Origin of the sequence: Nocardioides sp. CER19, from assembly GCF_029846275.1 — a bacterium.
In the GTDB taxonomy this organism is placed as follows: domain Bacteria; phylum Actinomycetota; class Actinomycetes; order Propionibacteriales; family Nocardioidaceae; genus Nocardioides.
Window position 1 is genome coordinate 934,992 of sequence record NZ_JARVWS010000001.1, and the last position, 14,470, is coordinate 949,461.

Genomic DNA, 14,470 nt, shown 5'->3' on the forward strand with positions numbered 1-14,470 from the left:
TCAGCGCGACAGTCCGAGCTGGTGGGCGGTCACCGCGAACGCGCCCGCCACGACCAGGAGGTAGACGAGGGTGAGGACGAGCAGCCGCGTCGCCCCGGTACGCCGGCCGAGCCGGAGCGGGAGGTAGGTCCAGCCGTCCGCGTCGTCGGCGACGAGGCCCCACAGCGAGGTCAGGACGTGCACGCCGACGCCGATCAGGGCGGCCAGCCCGACGAGCGCGGGCTGCGGCGGGTCTCCCTCGGCCTGGCCGCCCCAGCCGCCGTAGGAGAGGAACGCCGGGTAGAGGCTGAAGGCGACCGCCCAGGGCAGCCAGGAGAGCAGCCCCCGCCGCACCAGCCCGTTGTCCAGGTTGGCGAGCAGACCGACCGCCACCGACGCGAGGTAGCAGCAGCCGGCCAGCACGCCGTTGTTGACGGCCAGCGGCACCAGCAGGAGCACACCGCAGCACCAGGCGAACCAGGCGGTGCCGGGATCGAGGCGCCCGTCGGCGATCGGCTTGCCGGTGCGCTCGTGCGCCCGGTCACGGGCGCGGTCCAGGAGGTCGTTGTGCCAGCCGAGCACCGCCTGCCCGACGAGCACCGTCGCGGCCACCAGCGCGACCTCGCGAGCGGGCCGGGCGTCGAGCGCGGCGACGGCGCCCATCGCCGCGGCGGTCAGCGCCGCCTGGCGGGGATGGGCGGCCCGGACCAGCAGGACCGGAAGGGAGTCGAGCAGCAGCCGCCGACGCCGCGGCGCCGGCTCGCTCTCGGGCGCGGTCGGCTCGGTGTGCGCCGCCTCCGGGGCCTCCTCGGACATGCGCCCGAGTATCCGCCATGAGCCTCCCCGGAGGTCCGGGCGGCCCGCGTCGGCGCGGGAAATCCTGCGGCCGGACCGGCGCTTCGCCGTACGCCCGCCACGGGGTGCCACCACACGAACAGGGGTTCTGTCAAGCCCTGGGGACGGGGGCATTGCGCCTCTGACCTGGGAAAACGAGAATCGTCTTACTCCAGGAGCGTGGTAGACTTGGCTGTCTAGGAAGGGGTACCTGACATATGACTTTCACCGTCGGCGAGACCGTCGTCTATCCGAACCACGGGGCCGCGATCATCGAGGACATCGAGATGCGAACCATCAAGGGGGAGGAGCGTCAGTACCTCGTCCTTCGGATCATCGCCCAACAAGACCTGGTCGTCCGGGTCCCCGCCAACAACCTCGACCTGGTCGGCGTGCGCGACGTCGTCGACAAGGACGGCCTCGACCGGGTCTTCGAGATCCTGCGCGCGGCCCACGTCGAGGAGCCGACCAACTGGTCCCGACGCTACAAGGCCAACCTCGAGAAGCTGCACAGCGGCGACGTCATGAAGGTCGCCGAGGTCGTGCGTGACCTCTGGCGCCGCGAGCGCGACCGCGGCCTCTCCGCCGGCGAGAAGCGGATGCTCGCCAAGGCCCGCCAGATCCTGGTGTCCGAGCTCGCCCTCTGCGAGCGGACCAACGAGGACAAGGCCGAAGCACTGCTCGACGAGGTGCTCGCCAGCTGAACCCGACGACGGGCCCCGGGGCTGATGCCCCGGGGCCCGTTGCCGTGTCCGGACGTCATACGGTGGGGTCGCGATGACCACCGATCCGTACGACGTCCACCCGCCCGCGCTCGGCGCGATCGTCGAGGCCGAGCGTGGCTCGCTGCCGTTCGCACTCATCCACGGCGAGGGGCTCGTCGCCTGCGCCGCGTGGGCGCTGGGCGACGCCGGGATCACGCCGGTCGACCACGGCGTCAGCTGGGCGGACCTGGTCGAGTCGGGCGACACCTTCGTGCTCCACGATGCGCTGTGCCCGATGACGCCTGCGTCGTTCCTCGCCGACTGCGTGCGGACGAGCGAGGAGCGCTCGGCTGTCGTCGTCGCGGTGCGGCCGGTGACCGACACCGTCAAGCAGGTCGAGGACGGGTACGTCGGCGCGACGATCGACCGCGACGCGCTCGTCGTGGTCACCTCGCCGATCGTGCTGCCCGCCGAGGTGGTCGCGTCGCTCGACGGGCTGCCCACCCACGACTTCGCCGAGCTGGCCGGCCTGCTCGCCGCCCGGTTCCCGGTCGTGACCGTCGAGGCGCCGCCGGAAGGTCGTCGGGTCGCGTCGCTGGACGACGTACGGCTGCTCGAGGCGCTGACGCTGCCCCGTTGACGCTGGCCCCGTTGACGCTGCCCCGTAGACGCCTGTGCCCGCGTCAGCCGAGCAGGCTCTCCGCCGCCGCGAGGTCCTCGGCGAAGGTGACCTTGAGGTTGAGCGGCGAGCTGGGGACTGCGGCGATGCGCACGTCCGCGTAGGCGGCGAGGCAGGCGGCGGTGTCGGTGGCCTCGAACCCGTCCTCCTGCGCCGCGGTGTGCGCGGCCAGCAGCTCGGCGGCGCGGAAGGCCTGCGGGGTCTGGACGCCGACCACGCCGGTGTGCGGGCCCAGGCTCGCCCGGTCGGCGACGCCGCTCATCGCGACGACCGGGATGGCGCCGCCGACCTCGCGTGCCACGTCGATCGTGGTCGCGTAGAGCTCCGGTGACGCGAGCGGCCGGGCGCCGTCGTGGATCGCGACCACGTCGACCTCGCCGGCCTCGATCTCGGGGCGGAGTGCGCTGAGCGCCGCCCACTCGGAGGCGTGGCGGGTCGCGCCGCCCTCCACGACGAGCACCTCGCCGGTCCCGAGGACCGGCACGACCGCCTCGGCGACCGCGTCGTGCTCACCGGGCCTGATGACGAGGACGATCCGGCGGACGTCGTCGACCTCGAGCGCCGCGCGCAGGGAGAGCCCCAGCACGGTGGTGCCGGCGAGCGGGAGCAGCACCTTGTTGACGCCCGCGCCGACGCGGGTGCCGCTGCCGGCGGCGAGGACGACGAGGGCGCTGGGCATGGACCGGAGGCTATCGGCAGCGCTGGCCCGATCGTTTTCACGGCTGTTACACGGCGAAACAGGTCGACAACACGGCGCACCTACGTTCAAGACCGAAGGAGGCGGCGATGGCGCTCGGGAGTGATGCCGTGACCCGGCCGTGACGGGGACATGACGGTCGGCGTGGAGTGGCAGCCGGTCTGCGCGCTCGCGGAGCTCGAGGTCGGCCGTGGCGCCACCGCGCTCGTCCACGGCCAGTCCGTCGCGATCTTCCGCACGGACGGCGACCAGGTCTACGCGCTCGGCAACCACGACCCGTTCGCGCGGGCCTCGGTGATGGCGAAGGGCATCGTCGGCCGGCGCGAGGACGTGCCGTTCGTCGCCTCGCCGGCGCACCGGCACGCCTTCGACCTACGGACCGGGCGGTGCCTCGACGACGCCCACGTCCGTGTGCCGGCGTACGACGTCAAGGTCGTCGACGGCGTCGTACTGGTCGGTCAGCGCAAGCCGCTGTCGGCGGCGTAGACGAGTGCTGTGGCGATCGCGGCGACGCCTTCGCCGCGACCGGTGAGGCCGAGCCCGTCGGTGGTCGTCGCCGACACCGAGACCGGCGCGCCGACCGCCTCGGACAGGGCCGTCTCGGCCTCCGCGCGGCGAGGGCCGAGCTTGGGGCGGTTGCCGATGACCTGGATCGCGACGTTGCCGATCGCGTAGCCGGCGCCCCTGACCAGCGCGGCGGTCTCGCCGAGGAGCCGTGCCCCCGAGGCGCCGGCCAGCTCGGGGCGGTCGGTGCCGAAGTGGGCGCCGAGGTCGCCGAGCCCGGCCGCCGACAGCAGCGCGTCGCACGCGGCGTGGGCGGCGACGTCGGCATCGGAGTGACCCTCCAGCCCGACGTCGGAGTCCGGCCAGGCCAGCCCGGCGAGGTGGAGGGGTACGCCGGCCACCAGCCGGTGCACGTCGGTGCCGATGCCGATGCGAGGGGTCGCCTGGGGGGTCGCCTGGGGGGTCGCCTGGTGGGTCACGCCGCTGATCATGCCGGACCCGGCGTGACGAGCCGCGCGCCAGAATGGGGACGTGACGGACCAGCGGGTCGGCTCGGCCTCCTCGTGGGCGCTCGCCGGCGCCCTGTCGGCGCTCGCCGGGCTGGCCGTCAGCTATCTCGCCGCCGACCTGGTCGGCGGCGACGAGGCGCCCGTCGCCGCCGTCGCGGAACGGGTCATCCGGCTCACGCCGGGCGGCCTGTCCGAGCGGGCGATCCGCGCCGTCGGCCACGCCGACAAGCCGCTCCTCGTCGTCGGGATCGTCGTGGTGGTCACCCTGCTGAGCGCCCTCGTCGGGGTCGCCGCGCGCCGTCGCCCGGCGGAGTGGTGGCTGCCGCCGGCGGCGTACGCCGTCGTGGCGGCGGTCGGGTTCGCCGCCGTCGTGGCACAGCCGGCGCCCCACCTTCCCGGCGTGTTCGGCGTCGTCTGCGGCTACGCGGCCTGGGTCCTCGTCTTCGCGCTGCTCACCGGTCCGCTGCAGACGCGGGCACCTGACCTTCCGGACGCACCTTCCGCGGGGGCGGCCCACGAGGGGTCAGGTGCGTCGCGGAGGCAGTTCCTGATCCGCACCGGCCTGGTCGCGGCCGGCACCGTCGTCGCGACGTACGCCGGCCGGGTGGTCGGCCGGCGCCGGCGGCAGGTCGAGGCGGCCCGGCGCGCCCTGGAGCTGACCGGCGTGACACCGCCGCCGGCCGACGCGGCGTACGACCTCGACGTCCCGCACCAGCCGCCGTGGCTGACCCCGGTCGGGGACTTCTACCGGATCGACACGGCGATCGTGCCGCCCGCCGTGGACCCGGCCGGCTGGACGCTGCGCATCCACGGGATGGTCGACCACCCTGTCGAGCTCACCTTCGCGGACCTCGTCCGGCGTCCGGTCACCGAGGGCTGGCTGACCCTCAACTGCGTCTCCAACGAGGTCGGCGGCGACCTCATCGGCACCGCGTGGTGGAGCGGCGTGCGGATCGCGCCCCTGCTGCAGGCGGCCGGCGTGCACCCGGACGCCGACGGTGTTCTGCAGACCTCCGCCGACGGGTGGACCTGCCTCACCCCGATCGAGGTGCTCACCGACGACCGCAACGCGATGCTCGCCTTCGCCCAGAACGGCGAGCCGCTGCCGATCGACCACGGCTTCCCGGTGCGGATGCTCGTGCCGGGGCTCTACGGCTACGTCAGCGCCACGAAGTGGGTCGTGGACCTGGAGGTGACCCGCTTCGACAAGGCGCAGGGCTATTGGACCGACAAGGGCTGGAGCTCGCGCGGACCGGTCAAGCTCGCGTCCCGGATCGACGTGCCGCGGGGCGGCGCGCACGTGAGCGGCGGCGAGGTCACCGTGGCGGGCACCGCCTGGCAGCAGCACACGGGCGTGCGCGCGGTCGAGATCTCGGTCGACGGCGGCGCGTGGCAGCAGACGCACCTCGCCGGCGTCCCCGGCGTCGACACGTGGGTGCAGTGGCGCACCACGGTCCCGCTCCACCGCGGCGACCACCAGGTCAGGGTCCGCGCCACGAGCGCGACCGGCGAGGTCCAGACCAGCGCGCGCGCCGCACCGGCACCGGACGGCGCGACCGGGTGGCACACGGTGGACTTCCACGTTTCCTGACCTCGCCTGCCCGTTCTCTAGACTTGCCGGGTGATCAGGCTCCACGACACCGCGACCGGCGAGGTCCGCGACTTCGTCCCCCTCGAGGAGGGGAAGGCGTCGCTCTACGTCTGTGGCCTGACCGTCCAGTCCGAGCCCCACGTCGGGCACGTGCGCAGCGGCGTCAACTTCGACGTGCTGCAGCGCTGGCTGCGCCACAGCGGCTACGAGGTGACGTTCATCCGCAACGTCACCGACATCGACGACAAGATCCTCGCGAAGGCCGAGGCCGCGGGCCGGCCGTGGTACGCCCACGCCCAGAAGATGCAGCGCGAGCTCGACCGGGCCTACGCCGCCCTCAACGTCTCGGTGCCGACGTACGAGCCGCTGGCGACCGGCCACGTGCCGGAGATGGTCGAGCTCATCGAGACGCTCATCGAGAAGGGCCACGCCTACGCCGCCAGCGACGGCTCGGGCGACGTCTACTTCGACGTGCGGTCGTGGCCGTCGTACGGCGAGCTCACGCGGCAGCGCGTCGACGACATGGAGGCGGCGACCGACGCGGACCCGCGCGGCAAGCGCGACCCGCGCGATTTCGCCCTCTGGAAGGGCCGCAAGGAGTCCGAGCCGGAGACCGCGTCCTGGCCGTCGCCGTGGGGCCGTGGCCGGCCCGGGTGGCACATCGAGTGCTCGGCGATGGCGGGCAAGTACCTCGGTCCCGCGTTCGACATCCACGGCGGTGGGCTCGACCTGCGCTTCCCGCACCACGAGAACGAGCAGGCCCAGTCGCGCGCGGCCGGGCGGCCGTTCGCGTCGTACTGGATGCACAACGCCTGGATCACCACCGCCGGCGAGAAGATGTCGAAGTCGCTCGGCAACTCGCTCACGATCCCGGCCGTGCTGCAGCGCTTCCGCGGCATCGAGCTGCGCTACTACCTCGTGGCGGCCCACTATCGGTCGCACGTGGAGTTCTCGTTCGAGGCGCTCGAGGAGGCGGCCGCCGCCTTCCGGCGCGTCGAGTCGTTCTTGGAGCGCGCGCTCGAGCTGGTCGGCCCCGAGGACGCGGGCGTCGGCTCCGAGCTGCCGGAGGCGTTCGTCGCCGCGATGGACGACGACCTCGGGACGCCGGCCGCGATCGCCGCGCTGCACGAGGCCGTGCGTGAGGGCAACCGGCTGATCGCCGACCGCGACGTCGACGCCGTGCAGGCGACGCTCGGCTCCGTGCTGCTCATGCTCGACGTCCTCGGCCTCAACCCGGCCGACCCGGTCTGGGGCGCCGACCACGGCGCCGACGACCGGCTGACCAACGTCGTCGACGCGCTGGTGGCCGGCCTGCTCGACCAGCGGGCCGCGGCCCGGGCGGCCAAGGACTGGGCCGCCGCCGACGCCGTACGCGACCAGCTCAAGGCCGCGGGCGTCGAGATCACCGATACCCCCGACGGACCGAAGTGGAGCGTCTCGTGATGGTGGCCGCCTGTATGCCCATCGAGGTATGCAGCCGAGCCGCCGCTTCCCGGGCGGAACTCCGCACGGGAAGTGCGCATTCGCCTGCATACCTCGACGAACAGACAGCGGAGAACTCCTGATGGCAGGAAACAGCCAGCGCAAGGGCGCGATCGTGAAGCCCGGCAAGAAGAAGGGCGCCACCGTCGGCTCCGGCGGTCAGCGTCGCCGAGGGCTCGAGGGCAAGGGCCCGACGCCGAAGGCGAAGGACCGGCCCTACCACAAGGCGCACAAGGCGGCCGAGCTCGCCGGCCGCTCGGAGGCCAAGCGCGCCGGCCGCCCGCGGAAGCGGTCGTCGTCCGACGCCGAGTGGATCATCGGGCGCAACCCGGTCGTCGAGGCGCTGCGCGAGGGTGTGCCGGTCAACGCCGTCTACGTCGCCGAGGGCGCCGAGCGCGACGGGCGGCTGCGCGAGGCGTTCCAGCTGGCCTCCGAGCACGGCATCGGTCTGCTGGAGGTCACCAAGACGGAGCTCGACCGGGTCACCGGCTTCAACGGCCACCAGGGGCTGGCGGCGCGGATCCCGGCGTACGAGTACGCCCACCCGGACGACCTGCTCGACCGCGCGGACGAGGCCGGCGAGCCGCCGCTCATCATCGTCGTTGACCACATCACCGACCCGCGCAACCTCGGGGCGATCGTCCGGTCGGCCGCCGCCTTCGGTGCGCACGGCGTCGTCATCCCGACCAACCGCTCCGTCGGCATGACCGCCGCGGCGTGGAAGACGTCGGCGGGAGCGGCGGCGCGCATCCCGATCGCCCAGACGGTGAACCTCACGCGCCAGCTCAAGGCCTACCAGGACGCGGGCTGCATGGTCGTCGGGCTCGACATGGAGTCCGACGTCTCGCTGCCGGACTTCGAGCTCGGTGACGGCCCGCTCGTGGTCGTCGTCGGTGCCGAGGGGGCCGGGCTCGGTCGCCTCGTCGGCGAGACCTGCGACCAGATCGTGTCGATCCCGATGGTCAACGCCGTCGAGTCGCTGAACGCCTCGGTCGCCGCGTCGGTGGTGCTCTACGCGGTCGCCCAGGCACGCGCCTGACTCACCGGGTGAGGACGCTCACGATCGCGGTGTACGTCGCGGTCTGGCTCGTGCTGGCCGTCGCGACGTCCGTCGTGGTCCTGCTGGGGTCGAGCCGCGACGTCACGGCGTTCTCCCACGACGCGACCATGCGCCCGACGTTCTCGGGTGACGTCGAGATCCACACGGGTCCGGTCCTGCCCGACGTACGGCTGCCCTCGCACAGCCCGCTCGGCCTCGACGTGACGCTCGGCAAGACTGACGCGCAGACGCTCGGCGAGCTGATGCAGCGGTACGCCGTGCTGGCCGGTGCGCCCGAGGGCGAGGAGGCGAAGCTCCGTGAGACGGCGGAGGACCTCGTGCTCGACGCCGTGCTGCGGGGAGCGGCCATCGCGGCGCTGCCGATCCTGGTGTGGGCGGCGATCGGGGCGCGGCGGCGGCAGGAGCTGCTCGCCCGGCTGACGCCGCGGCGGGGTGCGGTCGCGGTCGTGCTGGTCGGCACCGTCGGGCTGGCGCTCTGGCAGCCGTGGGCGCGCGACTCCGCCGACGGGGACGTCGCCGCCGAGCAGTCGTGGCTGCCGCTCCGGGCCTTCCTGGGCGACGAGGTCTCGCTGCCCGCCGAGCTGCGCGACGTCGAGGTGCGCGGCGACGTGACGACCGCGCAGACGCGGCGGCTCATCGAGAGCGCGATCAGCACCTACGGCAACAGCAAGGTCTTCTACTCCGCGGCCGCGGCGCGCGCCAAGGACCTCGTGCTGCGGAAGCCCGGCGCCGGTGAGACGGTGGCGCTGGTCGTCTCCGACCGGCACGACAACATCGGCACCGACCAGGTGGCCCGCGCGGTGGCCGACGCGGCCGGCGCGACCGCCGTCCTCGACGCCGGCGACGACACCTCGACCGGGTCGAGCTGGGAGGCGTTCTCGCTCGACTCGCTCAACGCGACCTTCGATGACATCGAGGACCGCTGGGGCGTCGCCGGCAACCACGACAACGGGACGTTCGTGTCCCGCTACCTCGACGACCGCGGCTGGCGGATGCTCGACGGCAAGACCGTCGACGGCCCGGGCGGGTCGACGCTCCTCGGCGTCCCGGACCCGCGCGCGAGCGGGCTCGGCAACTGGCGCGACGAGACGGGGCTCTCCTTCGACGAGGTCGCCGACCGGCTCGCCGACGCCGCCTGCAGCGCGCCGAAGCGGATCGCCACCCTCCTCGTCCACGACGCCAACCTCGGTCGCCCGGCCCTGGAGCGCGGCTGCGTCGACCTCGTCGTCGGCGGGCACCTCCACCTCCAGGTCGGACCCACCAAGGTCGTGGGCAGCAACGGCAAGGCCGGGTGGAGCTACACGACCGGCACGACCGGCGGGGCGGCGTACGCCTTCGCGCTGGGCAGCAAGCCGCGCCGGGAGGCGGAGGTCTCGCTCGTCACGTACGCCGACGGGCGGCCGGTCGGGATCCAGCCGGTGCGGCTGGAGACGAACGGAGACCTCCATGTCGATCCGTACGTGCCGCTGACGTACTGAGGCCTGCTGTTGGTTCATCGAGGTATGCAGCCGAATGCGCACCTCCCCAGCGGAACTCCGGCCGGGAAGTGACGACTCGGCTGCATACCTCGATGAACATCCACGGGCGGACCTCACTCCGGCTCAGCGGCCAACGCCTCCTCGGGCTTCTCGGTGAGCACGTTGTCGACATAGCTGCGCGCGGCGTCGAGCAGCCGGACGCTGCGGCCGGCCTGCTCGGAGAGGTACCAGCGGTGGACGAGCACCTCGTGGAAGATCTCGGGCGGCTCGAGCTTGCCGCGCAGCTCGGCGGGGACCATCGCCTGCAGCGGCTCCCAGATCTCGCGCAGCCAGCGCTGGGCGACGACCTCGCGGTCGAGCCGGCCGAGGCCGCGGGAGGTGGTGTAGGCCGCGATGTCGTTGAGGAGCCGCCGCGCCTGGGCGTCCTCGGCGACGATGCCCGTGAGGTTCTGCAGCTCTCGAGCGTGGTGGCCGAGCTCGACGACACGCGGCTGGAGCCGCATCTCGTCGCCGTCGATGTCGGTGACGATGTCGATCTCCTCGACGTCGAAGCCCATGTCGTTGAGGCGCTCGATGCGCTGCTCGACCCGCCAGCTCTCCTCGGCTGAGAACGTCTCCTCGGCGGTGAGCTCGTTCCACAGCTGCTCGTAGCGCGTCTGCAGCCGCTCGATGATCGCCCACGGGTCGATCTCGGAGCCGCGGCCGGTGCCGCTGGCCATGACGTCCATCAGCTCGGCGTAGACGTTCTCCGTGCCGACGGTGACGTCGTACTCCCGCATGTGCTTCGACAGGGACTGCTTGAGCTCGCCGGTCTCGGCGTCGACGAGGTAGGCCGCGAAGCCGCCGGCGTCGCGGCGGAACAGCACGTTGGAGAGGCTGACGTCGCCCCAGTAGAAGTCGGCCAGGTGGAGCCGCACGAGCAGCACCACCAGCGCGTCGATGAGGCTCGGCACCTGCTCGGGAGCGAGGCCGTGCTCGAAGAGGCTGCGGTAGGGGAGCGAGAAGCGCAGGTGCTGGGTGACGAGCGCGGCCGGCAGGTCGTCGGGGCGACCGGCGACGACGGCCTGGGGTACGACGGCCGGCATCTGGATCCGCTGGAGGTCGCGGAGCAGCCGGTACTCCCGGAAGGCGATGTCCTCCTGGGTCTCCTTGACCGCGTAGACCCGCTCGCCGAGCCGGACGATCCGCACCACGTGCCGGGAGAGGCCGCGCGGCAGCGGCACGACGTGCTCGGTCCACTCCTCGAGCGGGGTGTCCCAGGGCAGGGTCAGGATCGCCGGGTCAGGGCGGTTGGCGACGATGCGGAGAGCCACGGCCCTCAGTGTGTCATCCGGTCAGGCGCCAGAGAGTGAAAGCCGGGGCGTCAGTGGCCGGGACCACTCCGTCGAAGCCGCTCGCGTCGCCGGCGGTGCTCAGGAGCAGGTCGCCCGCCGGCAGGTCGAGGGCGATCTCGGTGCCGGCCGCGCGTCGGGCGGCGACGAGGATCGTCCCGTCCGGGTGCTCGCGCAGGTAGACGAGGGAGTCGTCGTCGACGTACGCCCAACGCAGGCCGCCGCGGCGCAGCGCCACGTGCTCGCGGCGCAGCGACGCCAGGGCGCCGTATGTCCGGAGCGTGGCGGTGTCCCAGCTCTCGCGGTGGTGCCAGGGCATCGGGCGTCGGCCGTCCTCGCCGTTGACGCCCTCGAGGCCGATCTCGTCGCCGGCGAAGAGCATGGGGACGCCGGGCAGCGTGAACTGCAGCCCCACGGCCACGCGGTGCACGGCCGGGTCACGCACCAGCGTGCGGATCCGGGCGCTGTCGTGGCTGCTGAGGATGTTCCAGGACTGGGTGGTCGCGCGCCAGCCGTAGCGGGCGCGCCACTCGTCGAGGCTGGCTCGCACCAGGTGGCCGGGACGCCGCGGGACGGCGACCGGGCGGCCGAACGGCCGGGCGTCGGTCGTCTCGGCGCGGACCCACGACCAGACCGGCCACGAGAAGCCCGAGTAGTTCATGGTGCCGTGCCAGCCGTCGCCGTCGATGTCGGAGGAGGCGTCGTGGTTGTGCTCGCCGACGACGAAGGTGTCCTCGCGCTGCTCGGCGGCGGTCGCGCGGATGATCCGGGCGACGTCGTGGTTGACGTCGATGTGGCCGAGCCGACCGGTCATGTTGGCGACGTCGATGCGCCAGCCGTCCACGTCGTACGGCGGCCGCAGCCAGCGGCCCACGACCGAGGTCGGACCCTCGATCATCTCGCGGCGGAGGTCGTCGTTGGTGTGGTCGAGCTTGGGGAGGGTGTGGTGGCCCATCCAGGACTCGTAGACCTGCTCGTCGTGGAAGTAGTACCACCCGCGCGTCTCGCCGCCCTCGCGCGCCTGCTGGAACCACTCGTGGGTGTCGCCGGTGTGGTTGGAGGTCAGGTCGCCGAGCAGCCGCCACCCGCGCCGGTGGACGGCCTCGCTGAGCCGCTGGTAGGCCTTGTCGCCGCCGAGCAGCGGGTCGACGTGGTCGAACGTGCTGGCGTTGTAGCGGTGGTTGCTCTCGCCCGGGAACACCGGCGTCGTGTAGACGATGTCGGCGCCGGTCTCCTCGAGGTGGTCGAGGTGCTCGACCACGCCGTCGAGGTCACCGCCGAAGAGCTGCAGCGGCGTGCGGGGGTCGGTGGCCTCGAAGATCACCGTGTCGTCCCACTCGGCGGGCACCGCCCAGGCGGGAGTCTCACGACCGTCGGCGGCCTCCGAGCGGGCGAACCGGTCGGGGAAGATCTGGTAGACGACGCCGTCGCGGGCCCAGGCCGGCGCCGGGGCGTAGGCCACCACCTTGAAGTCGAACGTGTCGCTGCCGTCGTACCCGACCTCGCCGGCGGCCGTCAGCCACGTCTGCGTCCCGTCCGCCCGCTCGATGAGGAAGCGGTAGTGCGTCACCGGGTTGTGCACGGGCAGCTCGCCGCTCCACCAGCGGCTCTCCTCGCCGCCGGGCTCGGCACTGGTCGCGACCATCTCGTGGTAGGTCGGCTCGGCGTCGTACGTCGTCCGGACCCACGCGCGCTCGACCGGGTCGTCGGCGCTCGTCCGCAGGCGGACCGTGACGCGGTTGCCGAGGTGCGGGGCCTCGTCGGCGAGGTAGAGCGGGGAGCCGTCGTGGTGCGGGATGCCGAGCAGGCTCATAGGAGCATTCAACCCGCTCGGTGGTGCAACCTCGCAGTTCCCGACCTCGTAGGATGGCCGCCGGCCGCTCGCGGCCGCGCCGGTGTAGCTCAGTTGGTAGAGCGCCTTACTTGTAATAAGGATGTCGCGGGTTCGACTCCTGTCACCGGCTCAGCACAACGCCCGGGGGCGGCGCCGCGCGGCGCCGGCGCTCCGGTGCGCGTCAGCCGATCCAGCGGACCAGCACGAGGACACCCGCGCCGACGCCGATGAGGAAGAGCGCGAGACAGGTCGTCGAGCCGTTCGCGTACCGCCCTTGGTGGCCGCTGGGCATTTCCACTGTCGGCGCTCCTCCGTAGGGTCGGGCCATGGCTGAGATCCTGCTGTTCCACCACGCCCTCGGGCTCACCGACGGCGTGAAGGAGTTCGCCGGCGCGCTGCGCGACGCCGGGCACACGGTCCACACCCCCGACCTCTTCGAGGGCCGACGGTTCGAGGTCGTCGAGGACGGCGTGGCCTTCGCCGCCGAGACCGGCCGGGAGACGCTGGGTGCACGCGCGGCCGCCGCCGCCGAGTCCCTGCCGACCGACCTCGTCTATGCCGGCATGTCGATGGGCTGCGCCTACGCGACGCAGCTCCTGCTGACGCGCCCGGGGGCCAGGGCCGCGTTCTACCTCTACGGAGCCGTCGACCCGGGTTGGTGGGACGCGTTGTGGCCGGCCGACGTACCCGCCCAGACGCACCAGACCGCTGACGACCCGTGGCGTGAGAAGGACGCCGACGAGGCGTTCGCCGCGAAGGTGCCGGGCGCGCAGATGTTCCTCTACGAAGGCGACGCGCACCTGTTCGCCGACCCGAGCACGGAGGACTTCGACCCGACGGCCGCCGCGCTGGCGATGGAGCGGATCCAGACCCTCCTCGCGGTGCTCTGACGCGTCAGCGCAGCCGGCGTACCTCGAACCGTGCCGGCGGCACCGCGATCGCGTCCTGCGCGGCGACCAGCTCGAGCTCACGACGACCGGTCTCGAGGGTCCGCTCGAGGATCGCGAACAGCGTGTTGGCGGTCAGCCCGAGCGCCGTCGCGGGGGAGCGTGTCGTGCGCAGGTGGGCCAGGTAGACCGCTGCCGTGGTGTCGCCGCCGCCGTTGGGCGTGATCGGCAGCAGCGGCGTGGTGACCGCCCACGCGCCTTCGTCGGACACGGCCACGAGGTCGAGCTCCTCGGCGCCGAGCGCCCCGTGGACGACCGAGGTGACCAGCACGTCGCGCGGACCGGTCGCCCGCACCACGTCGACCGCCTCGACGACCTCATCGAGCGTGGTGGTCGTGCGGCCGGACAGGAAGTCGAGCTCGAAGTGGTTGGGGGTGATGATGTCGGCGGCCGGCACCACCTGGTCGCGCATGAACTCGGGGATGCCCGGGCGCACGAAGAAGCCCCGGCCGACGTCGCCCATCACCGGGTCGCAGCAGTAGACGGCCTCCGGGTTGGCGGCCTTGACCTTCGCGACGGCGTCGAGGATGACAGCGCCGACGGCCGGGTCGCCCTGGTAGCCGGACAGCACGGCGTCGATCCCCGGCAGTGCGCCGCGCTCGGAGATCCCCTCGATCACCGAGGCGACGTCGGCCGGGTCGATGAGCGGGCCGCGCCACTCGCCGTACCCGGTGTGGTTGGAGAAGTTCACCGTGAGCACCGGCCACACCTCGTGGCCCAGGCGCTGCAGCGGGAACACCGCGGCGGAGTTGCCGACGTAGCCGAACGCGACATGGGACTGGATCGACAGGATCTGCACCGGCCCATCCTCGCGCCTCCGCGCAAGCGGGTCGACGCCACC

Annotated in this window: 15 protein-coding genes and 1 tRNA gene; 9 read left to right on the top strand and 7 right to left on the bottom strand. The window is 72.9% G+C overall.

All coding sequences use genetic code 11. The annotated features are described in order from the left end of the window. Complete coding sequence (locus tag QDS12_RS04530; protein WP_279877261.1) at positions 1–795, bottom strand: UbiA family prenyltransferase; 795 nt, start codon at positions 793–795, stop codon at positions 1–3. Positions 796–1,031: 236 nt separating this feature from the next. Here QDS12_RS04530 and QDS12_RS04535 point away from each other — a divergent pair, with 236 nt between their 5' ends. Further along, positions 1,032–1,517, top strand: a complete 486-nt coding sequence (locus tag QDS12_RS04535) for a CarD family transcriptional regulator (RefSeq protein WP_091120062.1) — start codon at positions 1,032–1,034, stop codon at positions 1,515–1,517. A gap of 73 nt (positions 1,518–1,590) precedes the next feature. Continuing rightward, positions 1,591–2,157: a 2-C-methyl-D-erythritol 4-phosphate cytidylyltransferase gene (locus QDS12_RS04540; RefSeq protein WP_279877264.1), complete on the top strand. Its 567-nt coding sequence runs from the start codon at positions 1,591–1,593 to the stop codon at positions 2,155–2,157. Positions 2,158–2,200: 43 nt separating this feature from the next. Here QDS12_RS04540 and QDS12_RS04545 read toward each other — a convergent pair whose 3' ends face one another. Continuing rightward, positions 2,201–2,875 carry an IspD/TarI family cytidylyltransferase gene (locus tag QDS12_RS04545; RefSeq protein WP_279877265.1) on the bottom strand — a complete coding sequence of 225 codons (675 nt, stop codon included), beginning with the start codon at positions 2,873–2,875 and terminating at the stop codon, positions 2,201–2,203. A 150-nt stretch (positions 2,876–3,025) separates the two neighbouring features. On the opposite strand from QDS12_RS04545, the gene nirD reads away from it, so the two are divergent. Continuing rightward, the gene (nirD, locus tag QDS12_RS04550) at positions 3,026–3,379 is read left to right on the top strand and encodes a nitrite reductase small subunit NirD (protein WP_279877266.1); all 354 of its coding nucleotides are present in this window, start codon (positions 3,026–3,028) and stop codon (positions 3,377–3,379) included. Here the strand turns inward: nirD and ispF are convergent. Further along, positions 3,352–3,876 (bottom strand): 2-C-methyl-D-erythritol 2,4-cyclodiphosphate synthase, encoded by a 525-nt coding sequence (ispF, locus tag QDS12_RS04555; RefSeq protein ID WP_279877267.1) that lies wholly within the window; start codon positions 3,874–3,876, stop codon positions 3,352–3,354. The two genes, nirD and ispF, sit on opposite strands and share 28 nt — an antisense overlap. 52 nt (positions 3,877–3,928) lie before the next feature. Here ispF and QDS12_RS04560 point away from each other — a divergent pair, with 52 nt between their 5' ends. The 4 genes from QDS12_RS04560 to QDS12_RS04575 all read left to right on the top strand — a co-directional run bounded on the left by QDS12_RS04560 (position 3,929) and on the right by QDS12_RS04575 (position 9,517). Further along, complete coding sequence (locus QDS12_RS04560) at positions 3,929–5,497, top strand: molybdopterin-dependent oxidoreductase (protein ID WP_279877268.1); 1,569 nt, start codon at positions 3,929–3,931, stop codon at positions 5,495–5,497. A 30-nt stretch (positions 5,498–5,527) separates the two neighbouring features. Further along, entirely contained in the window at positions 5,528–6,940 is a 1,413-nt protein-coding gene (cysS, locus tag QDS12_RS04565; protein WP_279877270.1) for a cysteine--tRNA ligase, read from the top strand. A gap of 121 nt (positions 6,941–7,061) precedes the next feature. Then, positions 7,062–8,018: a 23S rRNA (guanosine(2251)-2'-O)-methyltransferase RlmB gene (gene rlmB / locus QDS12_RS04570; RefSeq protein ID WP_279877271.1), complete on the top strand. Its 957-nt coding sequence runs from the start codon at positions 7,062–7,064 to the stop codon at positions 8,016–8,018. Between the two features lie 8 nt (positions 8,019–8,026). Beyond that, positions 8,027–9,517, top strand: coding sequence for a metallophosphoesterase (locus tag QDS12_RS04575; protein ID WP_279877274.1), 1,491 nt, complete (start codon positions 8,027–8,029; stop codon positions 9,515–9,517). A 113-nt stretch (positions 9,518–9,630) separates the two neighbouring features. Here the strand turns inward: QDS12_RS04575 and QDS12_RS04580 are convergent, their stop codons facing one another. Together QDS12_RS04580 and QDS12_RS04585 are read right to left on the bottom strand one after the other, a co-directional pair. Continuing rightward, a complete protein-coding gene (locus tag QDS12_RS04580; protein WP_279877276.1) occupies positions 9,631–10,830 on the bottom strand; it encodes a DUF4032 domain-containing protein in 1,200 nt (399 codons plus the stop codon). Between the two features lie 13 nt (positions 10,831–10,843). Continuing rightward, positions 10,844–12,661 carry a glycoside hydrolase family 13 protein gene (locus QDS12_RS04585; protein WP_279877278.1) on the bottom strand — a complete coding sequence of 606 codons (1,818 nt, stop codon included), beginning with the start codon at positions 12,659–12,661 and terminating at the stop codon, positions 10,844–10,846. Positions 12,662–12,739: 78 nt separating this feature from the next. On the opposite strand from QDS12_RS04585, the gene QDS12_RS04590 reads away from it, so the two are divergent. Next, a tRNA-Thr gene (locus QDS12_RS04590) sits at positions 12,740–12,812 on the top strand. A gap of 51 nt (positions 12,813–12,863) precedes the next feature. On the opposite strand, the gene QDS12_RS04595 is transcribed toward QDS12_RS04590, so the two are convergent. Further along, positions 12,864–13,010, bottom strand: a complete 147-nt coding sequence (locus QDS12_RS04595; protein WP_279877279.1) for a hypothetical protein — start codon at positions 13,008–13,010, stop codon at positions 12,864–12,866. Here QDS12_RS04595 and QDS12_RS04600 point away from each other — a divergent pair. After that, the gene (locus QDS12_RS04600) at positions 13,009–13,572 is read left to right on the top strand and encodes a dienelactone hydrolase family protein (protein WP_279877281.1); all 564 of its coding nucleotides are present in this window, start codon (positions 13,009–13,011) and stop codon (positions 13,570–13,572) included. The two genes, QDS12_RS04595 and QDS12_RS04600, sit on opposite strands and share 2 nt — an antisense overlap. A 4-nt stretch (positions 13,573–13,576) precedes the next feature. Here the strand turns inward: QDS12_RS04600 and pdxY are convergent, their stop codons facing one another. Next, complete coding sequence (gene pdxY, locus QDS12_RS04605; protein WP_279877282.1) at positions 13,577–14,428, bottom strand: pyridoxal kinase PdxY; 852 nt, start codon at positions 14,426–14,428, stop codon at positions 13,577–13,579. Between the last annotated feature and the right edge of the window lie 42 nt (positions 14,429–14,470).